At 72.1% G+C, this 14997-nt stretch carries 16 protein-coding genes; 9 read left to right on the top strand and 7 right to left on the bottom strand.

Features of this window, described 5'->3' with window-relative positions; translation table 11 throughout:
- Window positions 1–84: 84 nt before the first annotated feature.
- From HLH34_RS07975 to HLH34_RS07950, 6 genes are all read left to right on the top strand, one after another.
- Window positions 85–1857 carry a hypothetical protein gene (locus HLH34_RS07975; protein WP_244959764.1) on the top strand — a complete coding sequence of 591 codons (1773 nt, stop codon included), beginning with the start codon at window positions 85–87 and terminating at the stop codon, window positions 1855–1857.
- Window positions 1854–2807, top strand: a complete 954-nt coding sequence (locus HLH34_RS07970; protein WP_183119078.1) for a hypothetical protein — start codon at window positions 1854–1856, stop codon at window positions 2805–2807. Before HLH34_RS07975 ends, HLH34_RS07970 begins: the two co-directional genes overlap by 4 nt.
- Entirely contained in the window at window positions 2804–3364 is a 561-nt protein-coding gene (locus HLH34_RS07965) for a hypothetical protein (RefSeq protein WP_183119077.1), read from the top strand. Before HLH34_RS07970 ends, HLH34_RS07965 begins: the two co-directional genes overlap by 4 nt.
- Complete coding sequence (locus HLH34_RS07960) at window positions 3361–4554, top strand: hypothetical protein (protein ID WP_183119076.1); 1194 nt, start codon at window positions 3361–3363, stop codon at window positions 4552–4554. Before HLH34_RS07965 ends, HLH34_RS07960 begins: the two co-directional genes overlap by 4 nt.
- The gene (locus tag HLH34_RS07955) at window positions 4551–6065 is read left to right on the top strand and encodes an NADH-quinone oxidoreductase subunit D-related protein (protein ID WP_183119075.1); all 1515 of its coding nucleotides are present in this window, start codon (window positions 4551–4553) and stop codon (window positions 6063–6065) included. Before HLH34_RS07960 ends, HLH34_RS07955 begins: the two co-directional genes overlap by 4 nt.
- Window positions 6066–6237: 172 nt before the next feature.
- Complete coding sequence (locus tag HLH34_RS07950) at window positions 6238–6696, top strand: NADH-quinone oxidoreductase subunit B family protein (RefSeq protein ID WP_183119074.1); 459 nt, start codon at window positions 6238–6240, stop codon at window positions 6694–6696.
- A gap of 15 nt (window positions 6697–6711) precedes the next feature.
- Here HLH34_RS07950 and HLH34_RS07945 read toward each other — a convergent pair whose 3' ends face one another.
- From HLH34_RS07945 to HLH34_RS07930, 4 genes are all read right to left on the bottom strand, one after another.
- The gene (locus tag HLH34_RS07945; RefSeq protein WP_183119309.1) at window positions 6712–7953 is read right to left on the bottom strand and encodes an MFS transporter; all 1242 of its coding nucleotides are present in this window, start codon (window positions 7951–7953) and stop codon (window positions 6712–6714) included.
- Window positions 7954–8106: 153 nt separating this feature from the next.
- Window positions 8107–9006, bottom strand: coding sequence for a CDP-alcohol phosphatidyltransferase family protein (locus tag HLH34_RS07940; RefSeq protein ID WP_240162202.1), 900 nt, complete (start codon window positions 9004–9006; stop codon window positions 8107–8109).
- A 5-nt stretch (window positions 9007–9011) separates the two neighbouring features.
- Window positions 9012–9689 (bottom strand): phosphatidylserine decarboxylase, encoded by a 678-nt coding sequence (locus HLH34_RS07935; RefSeq protein WP_183119073.1) that lies wholly within the window; start codon window positions 9687–9689, stop codon window positions 9012–9014.
- Window positions 9690–9762: 73 nt separating this feature from the next.
- Entirely contained in the window at window positions 9763–10488 is a 726-nt protein-coding gene (locus HLH34_RS07930; RefSeq protein WP_240162201.1) for a methyltransferase domain-containing protein, read from the bottom strand.
- Window positions 10489–10599: 111 nt separating this feature from the next.
- On the opposite strand from HLH34_RS07930, the gene gloB reads away from it, so the two are divergent.
- Together gloB and HLH34_RS07920 are read left to right on the top strand one after the other, a co-directional pair.
- Complete coding sequence (gloB, locus tag HLH34_RS07925; protein WP_183119072.1) at window positions 10600–11328, top strand: hydroxyacylglutathione hydrolase; 729 nt, start codon at window positions 10600–10602, stop codon at window positions 11326–11328.
- A complete protein-coding gene (locus tag HLH34_RS07920; protein ID WP_183119071.1) occupies window positions 11325–11933 on the top strand; it encodes a glutathione S-transferase N-terminal domain-containing protein in 609 nt (202 codons plus the stop codon). The genes gloB and HLH34_RS07920 overlap by 4 nt, the downstream gene beginning before the upstream one ends.
- Window positions 11934–11948: 15 nt before the next feature.
- Here the strand turns inward: HLH34_RS07920 and phbB are convergent, their stop codons facing one another.
- The 3 genes from phbB to HLH34_RS19350 form a co-directional block, all read right to left on the bottom strand.
- Window positions 11949–12692: an acetoacetyl-CoA reductase gene (gene phbB / locus HLH34_RS07915; protein WP_183119070.1), complete on the bottom strand. Its 744-nt coding sequence runs from the start codon at window positions 12690–12692 to the stop codon at window positions 11949–11951.
- 81 nt (window positions 12693–12773) lie between these two features.
- On the bottom strand, window positions 12774–13883 hold the full coding sequence (locus HLH34_RS07910; protein ID WP_244959761.1) for an alpha/beta fold hydrolase: 1110 nt from the start codon (window positions 13881–13883) through the stop codon (window positions 12774–12776).
- Window positions 13765–14193, bottom strand: coding sequence for a hypothetical protein (locus tag HLH34_RS19350; RefSeq protein WP_244959760.1), 429 nt, complete (start codon window positions 14191–14193; stop codon window positions 13765–13767). The genes HLH34_RS07910 and HLH34_RS19350 overlap by 119 nt, the downstream gene beginning before the upstream one ends.
- Before the next feature lie 18 nt (window positions 14194–14211).
- Here HLH34_RS19350 and phaR point away from each other — a divergent pair, with 18 nt between their 5' ends.
- Entirely contained in the window at window positions 14212–14994 is a 783-nt protein-coding gene (gene phaR / locus HLH34_RS07905; protein ID WP_306417764.1) for a polyhydroxyalkanoate synthesis repressor PhaR, read from the top strand.
- Window positions 14995–14997: the final 3 nt, after the last annotated feature.

The raw sequence follows: 14997 nt of genomic DNA, 5'->3' as shown, positions 1-14997 counted from the left end.
CGTCCGGTCAGACAGCCAGGGAATCTCCGCATCTTTCCGATTCTGCTTCTGATTGTCCTGTCCGGGATTCTTGCCGCGTCCCTGATGCCGGTCCCAGCAGCCGCCATCCGTGCCGGCTGGGCCCTGGCGCTGGTCCTGGGGCTGGCGATGGCATGCCTGCCGGCACTGGTTTATGTCCCCCTTCAATCGTCCGGCCGGTCCATGCCGGCGGCGTTGCTGGCCGTCGTGCGGGTCGATGCGCTGTCCCTGCCGTTCGTTCTGGTGATTTCGGCTGTGGGGCTGGCGTCAGGCACGGCGGAGCGTCCACTGGCCCCCTCTGCTTTGGCCGGGGCCGCCCTGGCCGCGACGACGGGTCATCCGGTCCTGTTCGGAGTGGGGGCGGCGACGGTACTGCCGATGATCCACGCCGGCCGGGGCGTGGCGTGGGGCGTGCTGGCCGGGGCCGTGGCCACGGCCCTGCTGGCGGACGGGGGCGGGGCCGCGATGGGGGGATGGCGGCTGGCGATCCTGCCGGCGCCTGTGCTGCTGTTCGCGGCCCTCCTGATGGGATTGTCGCCACGGCCGCTGTCGGGCGCGCGGCGTGTGCGGCCCGCCGGGGCCGGGGAACTGGCCGGCTTCGTGCTCGGCTGCTGCCTGCTGGTGCGGATGCTGGTCGACTGGCCGGCGGGGCGGATCGGCGCCTCGTGGGGCATGGGGATCGGGGGCATCGGTCTGCTGCTGGCCATGGCCGGAGGGGGGCGGGCGCTGACGGCGCGCGACGCGCCACGTGTGCTTGCAGGGATGCTGGCGGCCTGGGGCGGGGTGGCCATGCTGCTGGTGGGGCTGGCCGTGGTCGGTCGGGCCGACGACCTGCCGCTGCTGGCGCTGGGCGCGGCCCGGACGCTGTTTCTGCTGCCGGCCGGGGCCGGAATGGCGGTCCTGGCGGCGATTCTGGTCACTTCCGGCATCACGCGCGAGGCCGGGCCGCTGGTCCTGGCGCGGGTGGGCGGCCTGGCGGCGTTGATGCCACGCGCCGGCGCGACTCTGGCGCTGGCGCTGGCCATCGCCTGCGCCCTGCCGCCGCTGGCCGGCTTCGCGGTGCTGTGGCTGCTGGTGCAGTCGCTGCTGGCCCTGCCGCGCGCCGACGGCCTGGCGGGTGAGATCCCGTCGCTGCTGGCCTTGTGCGGCGGTGGGATCGTGTCGGGCCTGCTGCTGCTGGCCGGGGTCCGGATGGGGGCCATATTGTTGCTGGGGCGGCCGCGAACGCCGCGCTGCGCCGCCGCGGCCGACCTGTCGCCGGCCCGTCTGGGGGCGGCGCTGTCCTGCCTCGGCGTCGCGGGCGCGGTCTCGGTCCTGCCCGGCCTGTGGCTGTGGCTGACGCGCGCCGCGGGCTGGCAGGTCGCGGCCCTGGGCGGCGCGGTGCCCCTGGGTGCTGCGGTGCCGGACGGTGCACGGCCGTCCCCGCTGTCGCTGTCGGCTGCGGGGGGCACCGGCACGTTCTATCCGGCGGGCATCGTGCTGCTGTTCGGCCTGTGCGGGGGTGTGGTGCTGATGCTGTCCCGCCTTGGCGGGGCTTTGCCCGCCCGGCCGACGGTGGCATGGACCGAGGGGGCGCCTCCGTCGCCGCCCTGGATGCCCTTTGGCGACCCGGCGACCCAGGCCGGCCCGGGTCTGTTCGTCGGCCGGCTGGATGCGGTGCTGGGGCTGACGCGGCTGCTCCGGGGGCCGGTGCGCGGGCTGCTCCGGGCCGTCCGGTGGGTGGGCCGAAGGGCGGCGGAGCTCGATGATCGCGCGGCGGCGCTGACGGCGCGGCATGCGATGGCGCTGGTCCTGGCCTGGATCGTCGTTGCGTCCCTGATCCGGATGTGGGCCGGATGATGCGGGAGGTTCTGGCCTGGTTCCTCGGCCTGCCGTTGCTGGGCCTTCATGTGGTCCTGATGGTTGCCGTGGCCCCGGTGGTGCGCGGATTGGTGGACTGGTGTGTGGCGGGTCTTGCCGGGCGCGGCGCTCCATCCCCCGTGATGCGCTGGCGGTGGGTCCTGGCGCTGGCGCGCCGGCGCGGGCTGCGCACGGCCGGGGCGTCGGCGACCGGCCTGCTGGCCGGCGCGACGCTGGCGGCGGCACTTGCGGCATGTTGCCTGGTGCCATCCGTGGCCCTCGGCCTGCCGGGGGCGGGGTTGTCCGACCTGCTGGTGGTCGCGGGGTTGCTGGGGCTGGTGCGGCTGGGGCTGGCCGTGACGGCGCTGGGGCCGGGGGTGGCGCGGGCGGGGCGGGCTGCGATCAGCGTGGCGACGGGTCTTGCGATGATGCAGACGGTCATGCCGGTGGTCATCGCGGTGGCCGGGCTTGCGACCGGTGTCACCGGGATCGACGGGCTGCTGGCGCGGATGCACGATGCGGACGTCGCCGGATTGCAGACGCCGCTGGTGCTGGCCGCCGTGGCGCTGCTGATCGCCGGACTGGACGACGCCTGGGGCGGCGCCGAGGCCCAGGCGGCCGACCTGCTGGCGAACGTGGCCGGCCCCGATCGCGCGGCGCTGGAACTGGCGCGCGACCTGGCGGTGCTGGTCTGGATGACGCTGGCCGGCGACATGATCTGGCCCGGCGGCCTGGCCATGGCAGAGGGGGCGATGCCGCCCGCGCCGACGGCGCTGCTGGCCGGGCTGGGGGCGTGGGTGCTGCGCACGGCGGTGCTGTGCGCCGGCCTGGTGGCGGCGCGGCTTGTCGTGCTGTCGCTGGACCGGGGGCTGCGGGCGCGCCTGGGGCTGGCGATGCTGTTCGGGGTGCTGGCGGTGGTGGTGCTGTTTGCGGGGCGGGAGTTCGGATGATGCTGTCGCTGCTGCTGGGCCTGCTGATTTTCCTGTCGGTCATCCTGTCGGGCAGGCGCGGCTGGCCGCTGCTGTGGCATGGCGGGCTGGTCGCGGCGGCTCTGCTGGCCGCCGCCCATGACGCGGCGGCCCCGCTGCTGCCGTGTCTGGCGGCCGTGGTGGTGATGGCCGCCATTCTGCCCCTGGCCTGGGGACTGGCCCGGCTGGAGGACGCGCCGCCTTCCGCGGGGGAACGGGCGGTGTGCATGGGAGGCGGGCTGGGGCTGACGGTCCTGGCCGTGATTGCGGTGCCGCAGGGCATGGCGGACGAATCGGCCCGCCTGGGCCTGATCGCCGCGCTGGCCGTGATCCTGTGCGGGGTTCTGGCCGCCGCCGTGCGGCGTTCGGTGGTGGGGCAGTGTGCCGGGTTGGCCTGCGCCCTGGACGGGTTGATGCTGCTGGCCGGCCTGTCGGGGCGCGGGGCGATGCTGGCGGGGGCGGTCGTGCTGCTGGGGGCGACGATGCTGGTGGCGTTCGTCTGCCTGCGGCGCCTTGCCTGGGGGCGGGTCGCGGAATGAGTCTGCCGCTTCTGCTTCCGGCCGCGCTGTGCTGGCCGTTTCTGTCGATGGCGGTGCTGGCGGCCTGTCCGCAGGCCTCGGCGCGGTCGGCTGCGGTCGGCCTGTCCGCGATCGGCCTGGGCCTGGCGGTGCTGGCGGCCTGCGCGGGCGGCGGCTGGGCAGGCACACCCTTCATGACGCCGCCCGGCGTGCTGTGCGTGCTGCTGCCGTTGCCGCTGCTGACGCTGTGCCTGTCCTGCGTCCTGTCGCCGGCCGGGGCAGTGGGGCAGCGGGGCGGCGGGGCCCTGACGCATGGGCTGGCCGGCGGGGCCACGGTGGCGACCGCCTGCGCCGATCCGCTGTCCGGTGCTGTGGCCATCGGGGGTGTCGCGGTGCTGGCGGCGCTGGCGATCGCGACGACGCGCGGCGCGGCGCGCACGGGATGGGATCTGTTTCGGCTGGACCTGTCCGGGATTCTGTTGGCCGTACCGGGGGCGATGCTGCCGATTGCCGCGCCGGAGGGCGCCGGCCGGCTGGACGGGCTGGGCGGCGTGCTGCTGTCCGTGGGCCTGGGGACGGTCGCCGGACTGGGCCCGGCCGCCCCGGTCGTGCTGGCGGCCGGGGACTATGCCATGCCCGCCGCGCTGGCGCCGGTCATGGCCAGTGTCCCGGTCCTGCGTCATCTGGGGGGGCAGGCCCAGTGGGACACGATGATGCTGGGGATCGCGACGATATGGCTGGTGGTCCTGCCGATGCGGGCCGCGTCGGCCAGCCGCCGGGAGCGGCTTGCGCTGGGCATGCTGGTCGGGCTGGCGGCGGTGGCCGCCGGGGCAGGCGGCCGGGCCGGGCAGGTCGGGGCGGTCGCGCTGCTGGTGTCGGTGGCGCTGCTGGGGCCGCTGGCGGGGACGTCCGCCTCCGGCGGCATGGCGGCCCGGTGGCTGCGGGCCGCGCTGGCGCTTAGACCGCCCTTCCTGCCGTTCGGGGGGCTGGTGCTGACGGTGCTGGCGGTCTGTGATGCGGCCCCGCTGCTGGTCGGTCCGTTGCTGCTGGGGCTGGTGCCCGGATGCGCGCGGACCGGATTTGTGGCGGACGGGCCGGGTGATGTGGCCTCCGCCGCCCGCGACCGCCCCGCGTGGCTGGCTGTTGCGCTGCTGCTGGCGGGAATGGTGGTCCTGACGGTCGTCGCGGTTACGGGCGGGGCCGGCAGATGAGGAACGGGGCGAACGGGCCGGCGGCCGCCCTGATCCGCCAGGGCGAGGCCGAGGCCGGGGCATGGCGCTTCCGACTGGATGAGGACGGCTGGCATGGCCTGGTGGAGGCGTTGCGGGACGATCCCCTGCCGTTTGTCGGCCTGTGGTCGGACGGGCAGGACGTCCATGCCCTGTTCCTCGACGGAGGCGAGTCTCCGCTGGTTGCCAGTGTCGTGCCGGAGACGGGGCGCTATCTGGGCCTGTCGTCCGTCCGTCCGGCGGCCTCCCTGCCCGAACGCTGCCTGCACGATCTGTGGGGGATCGAGGCGATGAACGCCCGCGATGTCCGGCCGTGGCTGGATCATGGCCTGTGGACCGGCACCTGGCCGCTGGGCGCGCGGCCGGGGCCGGTGTCCTGGCCGCCCGATCCCCCCGAATTCCGCCCCATCCCGGCGGTGGCCCGCGCGAACGGGATGGTCCAGGGCATCGGCCCCGCCGACGGCATGCCGCAGGCGCCCGGTCATCTGCGGCTGGGGCTGACCGGCGGCGGGATCGCAGGGGCGGAATGGCGGCTGGGCTATGCCCATCGGGGCCTGGTTGCCCGCATGCGCGGGATGGAGTTCGCGGCGGCGGCGCGGCTGGCCGGGCGTGCGGCCGCCGGGGCGTCGGTCGCGCATCAGGCGGCCCTGTGCCGCGCGATCGAGGCCGCGACCGACACCGCGATCGGCGCCGACGCCATGCGCAGCCGGGTGATCCTGGCGGAAATCGAGCGGGTCGCCACCCATCTGCACGATCTGTCGCGCATCGGCCGGGCGGCCGGGGCATCGGCGCTGGCCGCCTGCTGCGAACGCCTGCGCGAGGAGGTCCTGCATCTGTGCGGCCGGACGTTCGGGCATCGGATGCTGATGGACCTGGTGGTGCCGGGCGGCATGCTGGATGGCGATGTCGCGACGATCGGCGCGGTGGCGGGGCAGATCGCCGGCAGGGGGGACGACATGCTGCGCGAGATCCGCCGCCATCTGGCCTGGCCCGGCCTGGCGGGGCGGGTGCGGGGCTGCGGCACGCTGGCCGAGGCCATGGCCCGCGCGCTGGGGGTAGGCGGCGTAGTGGGCCGGGCCTCGGCGCGCGAGGACGATGCGCGGCGGCTGGAGCCCGGCTATCGGCGCGAATGGCTGGATAGCGGTGTTCGGGGCGACGGCGACGTCGCCGCCCGGATCGACCAGCGCGTGGCCGAGATCGGCGGCAGTTGCCGGATTCTGGCGGCGGCGCGCCGGGACTGGGTGCCCGACGGCGCCCCGCGCGACGTATTGTCCCGCCAGACGGGCGAGGGCATCGGCTGCGCCGAGGGGCCGCGCGGAGCGGTCTGGTACTGGGCGCGCGTGGCCGGCGGCGTCGTGCAGGCCGCATTCCCGCGCGATCCCGCCCTGACGCATGTGGCGGCGCTGGAACATGTGCTGGACGGGGCGGACCCGGAGGATGCGGACCTGATCGTCCGGTCGTTCGGCCTGTCCGCCGCCGCCGCCGATTTATAGAAGTTCGTCGTGAGGGGTCGATATGCTCTTCAAACCGAGAGTGATGAGGGTATCCGTGACGGGTATGCGCGGATCTGCCGTGTGGGCCGGCATCCTGCCCGGCATCGGAGCGGAACAGGTCGCCTCGGCCGCTGGGGCAGAGGGCGGCCAGTCATGAGAGCAAGGGGAAACGATGGCGATCCTGCGGGCGATCCTGACCGCCACGACCGGGAAGCATGCCCCCGCGCGCGTGCCGGTGGCGGCGCGGCGGCCGCTGCCGGTCTTTCATATCGAGACCGGCGGGTGCGAGGGGTGCGCGATGGAACTGGCGGCCCTGGACGGGGCCGCCTACGGCCTGGCGGCCACCGGGATCGCGTTCGTCACGACCCCCCGTCTGGCCGAGGTGCTGCTGGTCACGGGGCCGCTGACGCGGGTGATGGCCCCGGTGCTGGAGGCCGCGTGGCACGCCATGCCCGAACCGCGCGCGCTGGTCGCCGTCGGGGCCTGCGCGATCGACGGCGGCCCGTTTTCGGAAAATTACGCGGTGCTGGGCGGGCTGGAAGGCCGCGCGCCGATCGACCTGGCCATTGCCGGCTGTCCGCCCTCGCCGGCGGCGATCCTGTCGGGGCTGGCCGGCTTGCTGGGCGGTTAGGGGAGCAGAAAGGGGTCAGCGTGGTCGAAGCCGCAGGAGGAGCACCGTGCCTGCGGCCATCGTCAGCGCCGCGAGGGCAAACCCCAAGGTCGGCGACACGGCCGTCCATATGAGACCGACGGCGGAACTTGAGATGAATTTCGCAACGCCGTTCGTCGTGCCCAGGGCGCCATAGCTGGTCGCCAGCGTATCCTGCCGGACCATTTCCGCCGCGACCGTCGCTTCCAGGGCCTCCTGGACGGCGACGCACAATCCGGCGATGAAGAATATGGCGGCCAGCAGGACAATACTGCTTTCACGGGAAGCGAATGCAAGCGCCGTCAGCCCGGCTGCGATGGCCCCCGAGGCGTAGCCCGAGACCAGGACGGCCCTGTGACCGAAACGGTCCGCCAGCGCGCCCGCGGGATAGGAGGCGATAAGCTGGGTCACGTTGCGCCCGACATAGAGCAGCCCCGCGATCTGGGCGGCCCTGATGACGCCGGTCGAAGGCGTCAGAAGCTGGGTGGCCGCCAGGATCAGCAGGCTGTGCGAGAAATCGCCCAGACCGAAGACACCCACGGCGGCGAGATAGCGCCGGAATGACGCGGGCAGGCCGCGTAACGTCGAAAGGAACCGAAGGGCGGGATTGGACGAGTGTCCGGGATCCACGACGAGGGTCAGGAACGCCAGGACCGCCAGCATGCCGGGGATCAGGGTCAGCCAGAACACCAGACGGAACGGTTCGGCCGGCATCCCGGAACCACGATCTCGGGCCCACCCCAGCAGCATGACGCCAAGCAGGGGCCCGATGACCGCGCCCAGCGTGTCCATCGCCCGATGAAAGCCGAATGCCCGGCCCCGTGTCCCGGCCGTGATGGACTGGATGACGATGACGTCGCGCAACGGGCCCCGGAGGCCCTTGCCGAACCAGGACACGACACGTCCGAGCAGCACGAGCGGCCATCCGCCTGCGAGCGCGATCAGGGCCTGCCCCACGGGTGTCAGGCCGTATCCGACGACGACCAGGCCTTTCCGATGGCCGAATCTGTCGGCGACATATCCCGCGGCCATTTTGGTGAAGCTGGCGACCGCGTCGGCGGTCCCCTCGATCAGTCCCAGGGCGGCCGCCGGGACGCCAAGGACGGCGAGGAAGGCCGGCAGGATGACCGTCGTCGTTTCGTAGCAGAAATCCCCCAGCGCGCTGGTCAGTCCGGCGCCGGCAACCGTCCGGTTGAGCCAGTGCGCCGACGGTGACTCCGGGGCGGGAGAAGGCTTCATATTCATCGGCGCTGCTCCCGGTGGTCGTAAGGCCGACGGCTCCGCGCGCTGCGTGGTCGATGATGACAGCCATGGCGCCAGGGAGAAGCGCGGTTCGCATCGTCAAGTTCGATCATGCCGTCACGCTCGTGACGTTGAACCCGTGATCGGCCTCTATGTCCGGGGGGCGGCCTCGGGCGCGTCGTCCTCGGCCTGAAGGTTCTGGGCTTCGGCCTTCAGCCGGCGGAAGCTGCGGCGGCTCAGCGGCAGAAGGGCGATGTAGATGACCCCGGCGGCGGCCAGCGCGCCCCACGGGTCGGCCACCAGGACGGCGGCATAGGCCCCGGTTCCCAGCATCAGTGGCAGGACATAGGCCGCCGGCACCTTGAAGTTCTTGAACGACCAGACCGGCAGGGTGGACACCAGCAGGAAGGCGGTGCCGCTCAGCGTCAGGGCAGGCAGCAGCGGCAGGCGGGTCAGAGCGTAGATGCCCTCCCACCCCAGCTTGCGGGCCTCCAGCCCCAGGAACAGCGGAAACATCGCCAGGCCCGCGCCGGCCGGGGCCGGCACGCCCGTGAAGAAATTGCTGGCGTATTTCGGCTTGTCGGTATCGTCCAGGCTGGCGTTGAAGCGCGCCAGCCGCAGGGCCATGCAGACCGTGAACATGATGCAGGGCAGGTAGCCGTAGCGCCCGGCGTCGCGCAGCGCCCACAGATACAGCACGAAGCCCGGCGCCACGCCGAAGCACAGGAAGTCCGACAGGCTGTCGAATTCCGCGCCGAAGCGGCTGGTGCCGCGCAGCAGCCGTGCGATCCGGCCATCCAGCCCGTCGATGCACGCCGCGATCAGCAGCGCCACCGCCGCGTCGCCGAAGCGGTTTTCCAGCGCGAAGCGCATGCCCGTCAGCCCGGCGCACAGGCCCAGCATCGTCATGATGTTGGGGATCAGCCGGTTGAAGGACGGACCCCGGACCCGCGGACGCCGCCGCGCCTGCCGCCGCCGGCGGGGCGGAGGCGGGGCGATCGGTGTTTCGGCCGGGCGCGGGCCGGCAGGCAGCGGGTCGGTGGCGTCCATGGCGGTCAGAGCCGCGCCATGACCGTTTCGCCGCCGATCATCGTCTGGCCGGTCGACACCAGCGGTTCGACCCCGGGGGGCAGGTACAGATCGGTCCGCGACCCGAAGCGGATCAGGCCGAAGCGTTCGCCAGCCTCGAAATTCATGCCTTCCTCGGCGTCGCACAGGATGCGGCGGGCGATCAGGCCGGCGATCTGCACGACCGCGAGGTTGCGCCCGTCCGGCAGCGCCAGGCGCAGCGCGTTGCGTTCGTTCAGTTCGGACGCCTTGTCCAGGCTGGCATTCAGGAACTGGCCCGGATGGTAGGCGACGCGCGTCACCGTGCCGGCGGCCGGCATACGGTTCACATGGACGTCCAGCACCGACAGGAAGGTGGCGATGCGCCAGACCGGCGTGTCGCCCATGTCCAGTTCCGCCGGGGGGGCGATCTTTTCGACCGACACCACCCGCCCGTCGGCTGGGGCGACCGCCAGATGGGCGTCGGTGGGGGTGACGCGCTCGGGGTCGCGGAAGAAATACAGGCAGAACCCGAAGAACAGGCCGCTGGCCGTGCCCAGCCATTTCGCCGGACGCCAGGGAAGGGCCCGCCCGGCGATCGCGCCGGCGCCGGAGGCCAGAAGGAAGGGACGGGCGGCCGGATGCGGCCGGGCCATCACAAGTTTCAGGGACTGGATCAGGGACATGGGCCGAGGTTCATGGAGGGTTCGGGTCCGACGGTCAAGCGTGGGGCCAGTCTGGCATGGATCGCGCGCCCGGTCAGCCCGGTTCGTAAATGCGCCGCGGGGCGCGGATCAGGGCCGGTGTGGGGGTGGGGACGCCGGCATAGACGTCCTTGACCGCCTCGACGACGAAGACGCCGCCCAACCCGGGCAGTACCATGTGGCAGGCGGCTTCGACCGTGGCGGCGAGGCGCCGGTGCGCGGCCCCCACGGGCGGCAGGAACAGCGCGCCGTCATGGCGTTCGGCGCGCAGGAAGGCGCGCGACAGCCGGCGGGCGATCTGCCGGGGGGAAAAGGGGGCGCCCTGTCCGAACGGGGTGCCGTCGGAATGGGCCCACAGGCCCGCCCGGTTGGGCACCACCAGCAGCAGGCGCCCGTCGTCCTTCATGACCTTCCACACCGACCGCAGCAGGTCGTCCGGCCGGTCGGTGGTCTCCAGCGCGTGGATCAGGACCACGCGGTCGAAATGCAGTTCGGGAAAAGGCAGCCGGTCTTCCGCCACCACGCAGTCCCGTGCCGCCGGCCCGATATCGCGTGGTGCGTCGCGCGTCACATGGGTGTCGAGGCGGGCGGAGACGCACAGGCCCCCCGCCGGCCGGGACCACAGCGACAGGTACGGCAGCGTGTAGCCCAGCCCCAGCACCCGGTCGGCCCCGGTGTCGGGCCAGAATACGTGCAGCCGCTGGCGCAGCAGATGGGCGGTGTTTTCTCCCGGCCTGCTGGCATAGAATCTGGACGCGGCGCGGATGTCGTCTTGCATCATGCCCGATTAGCACAAACTGTTGGAGAGCGGCGCGTCCCCGGCGCCGGTCGAATCGGGGATGCACGCGGACGACGGTCCGACGGCGCGCGCCGCAGCAGACGGAGACTGATCATGCCCCTTTCGATCCGACCGGTTCCCATCCTGAACGACAATTACGCCTGGTTCCTCCGCGACGGCGAAAGCGGCGCGACGGCCCTGGTGGATCCCGCCGAGGAAGCTCCGCTGGTCGAGGTGGTGGAGGAGGCCGGAGGGCGCCTGGACCAGATCTTCCTGACACATCATCATGCCGATCACGTGGTGGCGACCGACGTCCTGCGCAAGCGCTACGGCTCGATCGTCACCGGGGCGGCGGCCGACGCCTACCGCCTGCCGATGCTGGACCGCGCGGTGGTGGACGGCGACGCCATCGCCGTGGGGGGCGCCATCGGTACGGTGATGGAGACGCCCGGCCATACGCGCGGGCATATCGCGTTCTATTTTCCCGCCACCCCGGCCCTATTCTGTGGAGATACCCTGTTCAGCCTGGGATGCGGACGATTGTTCGAGGGCACGGCGGAGGAGATGTATCACTCGCTGCGTCGGATCGCGGCGCTGCCGGATTCGACGCTGATCTGCTGCGGGCATGAATATACGCTGGCGAATACCCGCTTCGCCATGGAGGTCGAGCCGGACAATTTCGCCCTGCATGCCCGCGTCGCCGAAATCGAGACCCTGCGCGCCGAGGCACGGCCGACGGTGCCAGTGACGCTGGGCCTGGAAAAGCGGACCAACCCGTTCCTGCTGGCCCCCGATGTCGGGACGTTCGCCAGATTGCGACAACAAAAGGATGCCTTTCGGTGAAGCTGTATCATGCCTCCCTCAGCCCGTTTGCCCGCAAGGTCAGGGCTGCCATCATCGCCCTGGGCCTGGAGGATCGGATCGAGGAAGTCGTGGTGAATATCTCGGCCGCGCCGCCCGACGTGCTGGCGGCGAACCCGCTGTGCAAGATTCCGACGCTGGAAATCGCCGAGGGCGAGGGGGTGTACGACAGTCCGGTGATCGTCGAATATCTGGACGCGCTGGCCGGCGGCGGGGTGATTCCGGCGGCGGGGCCGGAACGCTGGCGCGCGCTGCGCCTTCAGGCGCTGGGCGACGGGATTGCGGACGCGGCCGTGCTGTGGCGCGGTCTGGCAGGGGCGGGACTCCACCGGGACGATCCGCTGGTCCAGCGGCAGGCCGCCGCCATCAGGCGCAGTCTCGACCGGCTGGAGGCCGCGCCGCCGCCGGAGGTGTCGCTGGCCGGGCCGGTCGATGTGGGCATCCTGTCGGTGGCTTGTGCGCTGGGCTATCTCGACGTCCGCTTCGCCGACGACCCCTGGCGCGACCAGCGCCCGGCCCTGGCCGCATGGTACGAAACGGCCAGCCGCCACGACTGCCTGGCCCGCACGGCGGTGTCTTCGCCATGAACTTGGCGCCCGCCCTCAGGGCATGTGCTGACCGCCGTTTATCGAAATCGTGCTGCCCGTGATGAAGCCGGCATCCTCCGCCGTCAGGAAGGTGACGGCGCGGGCCACGTCGTCGGGCGTGCCCAGGCGGCCGACGGGGATGCGCGCGACAATGTCGGCCAGGATCTGGGGCGGCACGGTTTCCAGCATGGCGGTATCGATGTAGCCGGGGGCGATGGTGTTGACGGTGATGTTGTGCCGCGCGCCCTCCAGCGCCAGCGCGCGGGTCAGGCCCTGCAGCCCGGCCTTCGACGCGGCGTAGTTGGCCTGGCCGAACTGGCCGGTCTGGCCGTTGATGCTGGCCATGTTCACGATCCGCCCGAACCCCTCGGCCCGCATGACCGGCATGGCCAGGCGGCACAGGTTGAAAGCCGCGCCCAGGTTGGTGTCGATGACGGCGTCCCATGCCGCGCGCGTCATGCGGCCCATGGTCGAATCGCGGGTGATGCCGGCATTGTTGACCAGGATGGTCACCGGGCCTTCGGCCTGGGCGATCCGGTCCATCGCGTCGGCGCAGGCCTCGAATGCCGCGACATCGAAGGCCATGGTGCGGATGCCCGTGGCGGTTTCGAAGGCGCGCGCCTCGGCCACGTTCGACCCGTAGGAGGCGACGACCCGATGCCCGGCCGCGTGCAGCGCGCGGCTGACGGCCGCCCCGATCCCCCGCGTGCCACCGGTCACCAGGGCGACGCGGGGTGTTTGGGCCAGGGCAGATGTCATGACGTTTCCTGCTGTGTTTTGACGCGATCTTACAGGATCGGCCGGCCGCTTCCAGCCTCTTCGTGACCGGTCCGCCCCTGCTTACGCATGCTGTTGCAGCCATGCCGTCAGCGGCGTCCACAGCAGCCCTTCCGCCCGGGGGCCGGCGACCATCCCGACATGGCCGCCCGCGACCTGTAGAAGGGTCGCGCCGGGGATCAGCCCGGCCAGCGGGAGCGCGCTGCCGGGCGGCACGATGCGGTCGCGGGCCGGCACCACCACCAGGGTGGGCAGGGACAGGCGCTGCGGTTGGATCTCGGTGCCGCCCACCTGCCACGCCCCCTGCATCGGCAGATTGGCGCCGTACCAGTCCCGGACGCAGTCGATGGCGACCGGGGCGGCCAGCGGCACACCATCGCTCAGCCAGTCTTCCATGGCGACGTACAGCGCCGTGCGCGGATCTTCCTGCGGCAGGGCCCCGAAATCGCGGAACTTCCGAATGATCGAGGCCGGATCGACGGCGGCGAAGGCGGTCTGCAACGCATCGATCGGCAGGGTACCGGTCAGCGCCATCATCCCCGCATGGGGCGCAAGCAGGCGTGACAGGGTCCGGATGGCTTCGGGCGACGCGGCGCCGAAATCCCACGGTGTCGCCAGCAGCACCAGCGCCCGAACCAGATCGGGACGGCGCTGCGCCGCCGCCAGGGCCAGCAGGCCGCCCATGCAGTATCCGGCCACAGTGACGGGCTGCCCGCACTGGTCTGCGATATCGGCCAGCGCCGGTTCCAGCCGTGCCTGGACATAGCCGCCGACATCCAAGCGCCGTTCGTCCTCGCCCGGCCAGCCCCATTCCAGCAGCAGCGGCCGCAGGCCCTGCGCCGCCAGATGGCGCAGCATCGAGCGTCCCGGCATCAGGTCCAGGATATAGCCCCGATTGATCAGGCTGGGCACGAACAGGACGGGCCTGCCCCCGGGCTGCCCGTAATCGAGGACCCGCATGTCGCCGCACGACCACAGGACGGACATCGGGCCGGGTTCGGCCCGCCGGTACGGGTGCCGGCGATAGGCCGCTACCCCGGCGATGAAGGCGGGATCAATCCCCGGCGGAAGGGCCGGTGTCGCCGATGCGGGATTCCAGCCGGGCGAGGCGCCGCTCGATCCGGTCGAGCTGCTGGCCGAGGGCGGCGATGTCGTCGCGGAGAGCAGATGCATCGCCAGCGGGCGCGGCCCCCGGCGCAGCATCGGCCCGGGCGCGTCCGGGCGGGGCATCGGGCCCTCCGGCGGCAGTGGCGATCTGTTCCCCATCCTGCGTTCCATAGTCTGTTCCGGCCGGGGTGGGGTCCCGCGTGGCGCCGGGGGTGGTGCGCGTGGCGGCGGCGAAGCCGGCGGCCCACAGGTCGGTCATGCGCCGCGCCGCGTCGGCCATTTCGCGGTCCATGCGCAGGGTGGCGGCCTCGCTCTGCCAGATGGCCATCCAGTCGCGCATCAGCGCCGCCGGATCGGGGGGATCGGTCGCGGTCATGGCAGGGGGGGCAAGGAGGTGAAAATCGGCAATCTGTGCATCGGCCTTCCGGTCATGCTATCCTCGTCGGTCCTAGCCACGCTGATGGAGGGTATCTTGCCGGATGCCAACAGCCCGGTCGCCCCGATCGTCATCAAGAAATACGCCAACCGGCGTCTGTACGATACCGAAAGCTCGATCTACATCACCCTCGACACGCTGGCGGATATGGTGCGTCGTGGCAAGGAGTTCGTGATCTTCGACGCGCGTACTGGCGACGACATCACGCGGTCCGTCCTGACCCAGATCATCATGGAAGAGGAAACGAAGGGCCGCGCCATGCTGCCCGCGACGTTCCTGCGCCAGTTGATCCGCTTCTACGGCGACAGCATGCAGGGGCTGGTGCCCGATTACCTGGACCAGATGATGGAGCAGTTCGCCGCCAGCCAGAAGCAGATCCGCGCCACCATGCAGCGGACCATGGAAACCTTCCTTCCGCCCGGCATGGAAGAAATCGGCCGACAGAACATCGAGATGATGGACCGGGCGATGTCCATGTTCTCGTCGATGTATCGCCCGGTGCCCGAGGGCGGCCCACCCGAGGATGTGTCGCGCGGCGATGTCCCCGCGGGTGGGAACGGTCACATCGCGCCGGAAGCGGCCCCGGCCCCCGAAACGCCCGCCCCCGAAACGCCCGCCCCCGAAACGTCGGGTGCCGCGACGGACGGTGAGACGATGGAGCAGGAGCTGGCCCGCCTGCGGCGCGAACTGGCGGAGCTGCGCGACGCGCGGATGGGGCCCCCCGCATCCGGGCAGCGGTAGGCC

Source organism: Gluconacetobacter azotocaptans (assembly GCF_014174355.1).
In the GTDB taxonomy this organism is placed as follows: Bacteria; Pseudomonadota; Alphaproteobacteria; order Acetobacterales; family Acetobacteraceae; genus Gluconacetobacter; species Gluconacetobacter azotocaptans.
Note: the sequence above shows the minus strand (reverse complement) of the source record. Positions and strands in the feature narration are given on the sequence as shown.

What these genes read in the sequence shown, in the direction of transcription:
- HLH34_RS19350 (WP_244959760.1), bottom strand. Translation starts at nt 14,193, where the DNA reads ATGACCGCGACCGATCCCCCCGATCCGGCGGCGCTGATGCGCGACTGG.
- HLH34_RS07945 (WP_183119309.1), bottom strand. Translation starts at nt 7,953, where the DNA reads ATGAAGCCTTCTCCCGCCCCGGAGTCACCGTCGGCGCACTGGCTCAAC.
- HLH34_RS07960 (WP_183119076.1), top strand. Translation starts at nt 3,361, where the DNA reads ATGAGTCTGCCGCTTCTGCTTCCGGCCGCGCTGTGCTGGCCGTTTCTG.
- HLH34_RS07950 (WP_183119074.1), top strand. Translation starts at nt 6,238, where the DNA reads ATGGCGATCCTGCGGGCGATCCTGACCGCCACGACCGGGAAGCATGCC.
- HLH34_RS07930 (WP_240162201.1), bottom strand. Translation starts at nt 10,488, where the DNA reads ATGATGCAAGACGACATCCGCGCCGCGTCCAGATTCTATGCCAGCAGG.
- HLH34_RS07970 (WP_183119078.1), top strand. Translation starts at nt 1,854, where the DNA reads ATGATGCGGGAGGTTCTGGCCTGGTTCCTCGGCCTGCCGTTGCTGGGC.
- HLH34_RS07965 (WP_183119077.1), top strand. Translation starts at nt 2,804, where the DNA reads ATGATGCTGTCGCTGCTGCTGGGCCTGCTGATTTTCCTGTCGGTCATC.
- phbB (WP_183119070.1), bottom strand. Translation starts at nt 12,692, where the DNA reads ATGACATCTGCCCTGGCCCAAACACCCCGCGTCGCCCTGGTGACCGGT.
- HLH34_RS07975 (WP_244959764.1), top strand. Translation starts at nt 85, where the DNA reads ATGCCGGTCCCAGCAGCCGCCATCCGTGCCGGCTGGGCCCTGGCGCTG.
- HLH34_RS07940 (WP_240162202.1), bottom strand. Translation starts at nt 9,006, where the DNA reads ATGGACGCCACCGACCCGCTGCCTGCCGGCCCGCGCCCGGCCGAAACA.
- gloB (WP_183119072.1), top strand. Translation starts at nt 10,600, where the DNA reads ATGCCCCTTTCGATCCGACCGGTTCCCATCCTGAACGACAATTACGCC.
- HLH34_RS07955 (WP_183119075.1), top strand. Translation starts at nt 4,551, where the DNA reads ATGAGGAACGGGGCGAACGGGCCGGCGGCCGCCCTGATCCGCCAGGGC.
- HLH34_RS07935 (WP_183119073.1), bottom strand. Translation starts at nt 9,689, where the DNA reads ATGTCCCTGATCCAGTCCCTGAAACTTGTGATGGCCCGGCCGCATCCG.
- HLH34_RS07910 (WP_244959761.1), bottom strand. Translation starts at nt 13,883, where the DNA reads ATGCATCTGCTCTCCGCGACGACATCGCCGCCCTCGGCCAGCAGCTCG.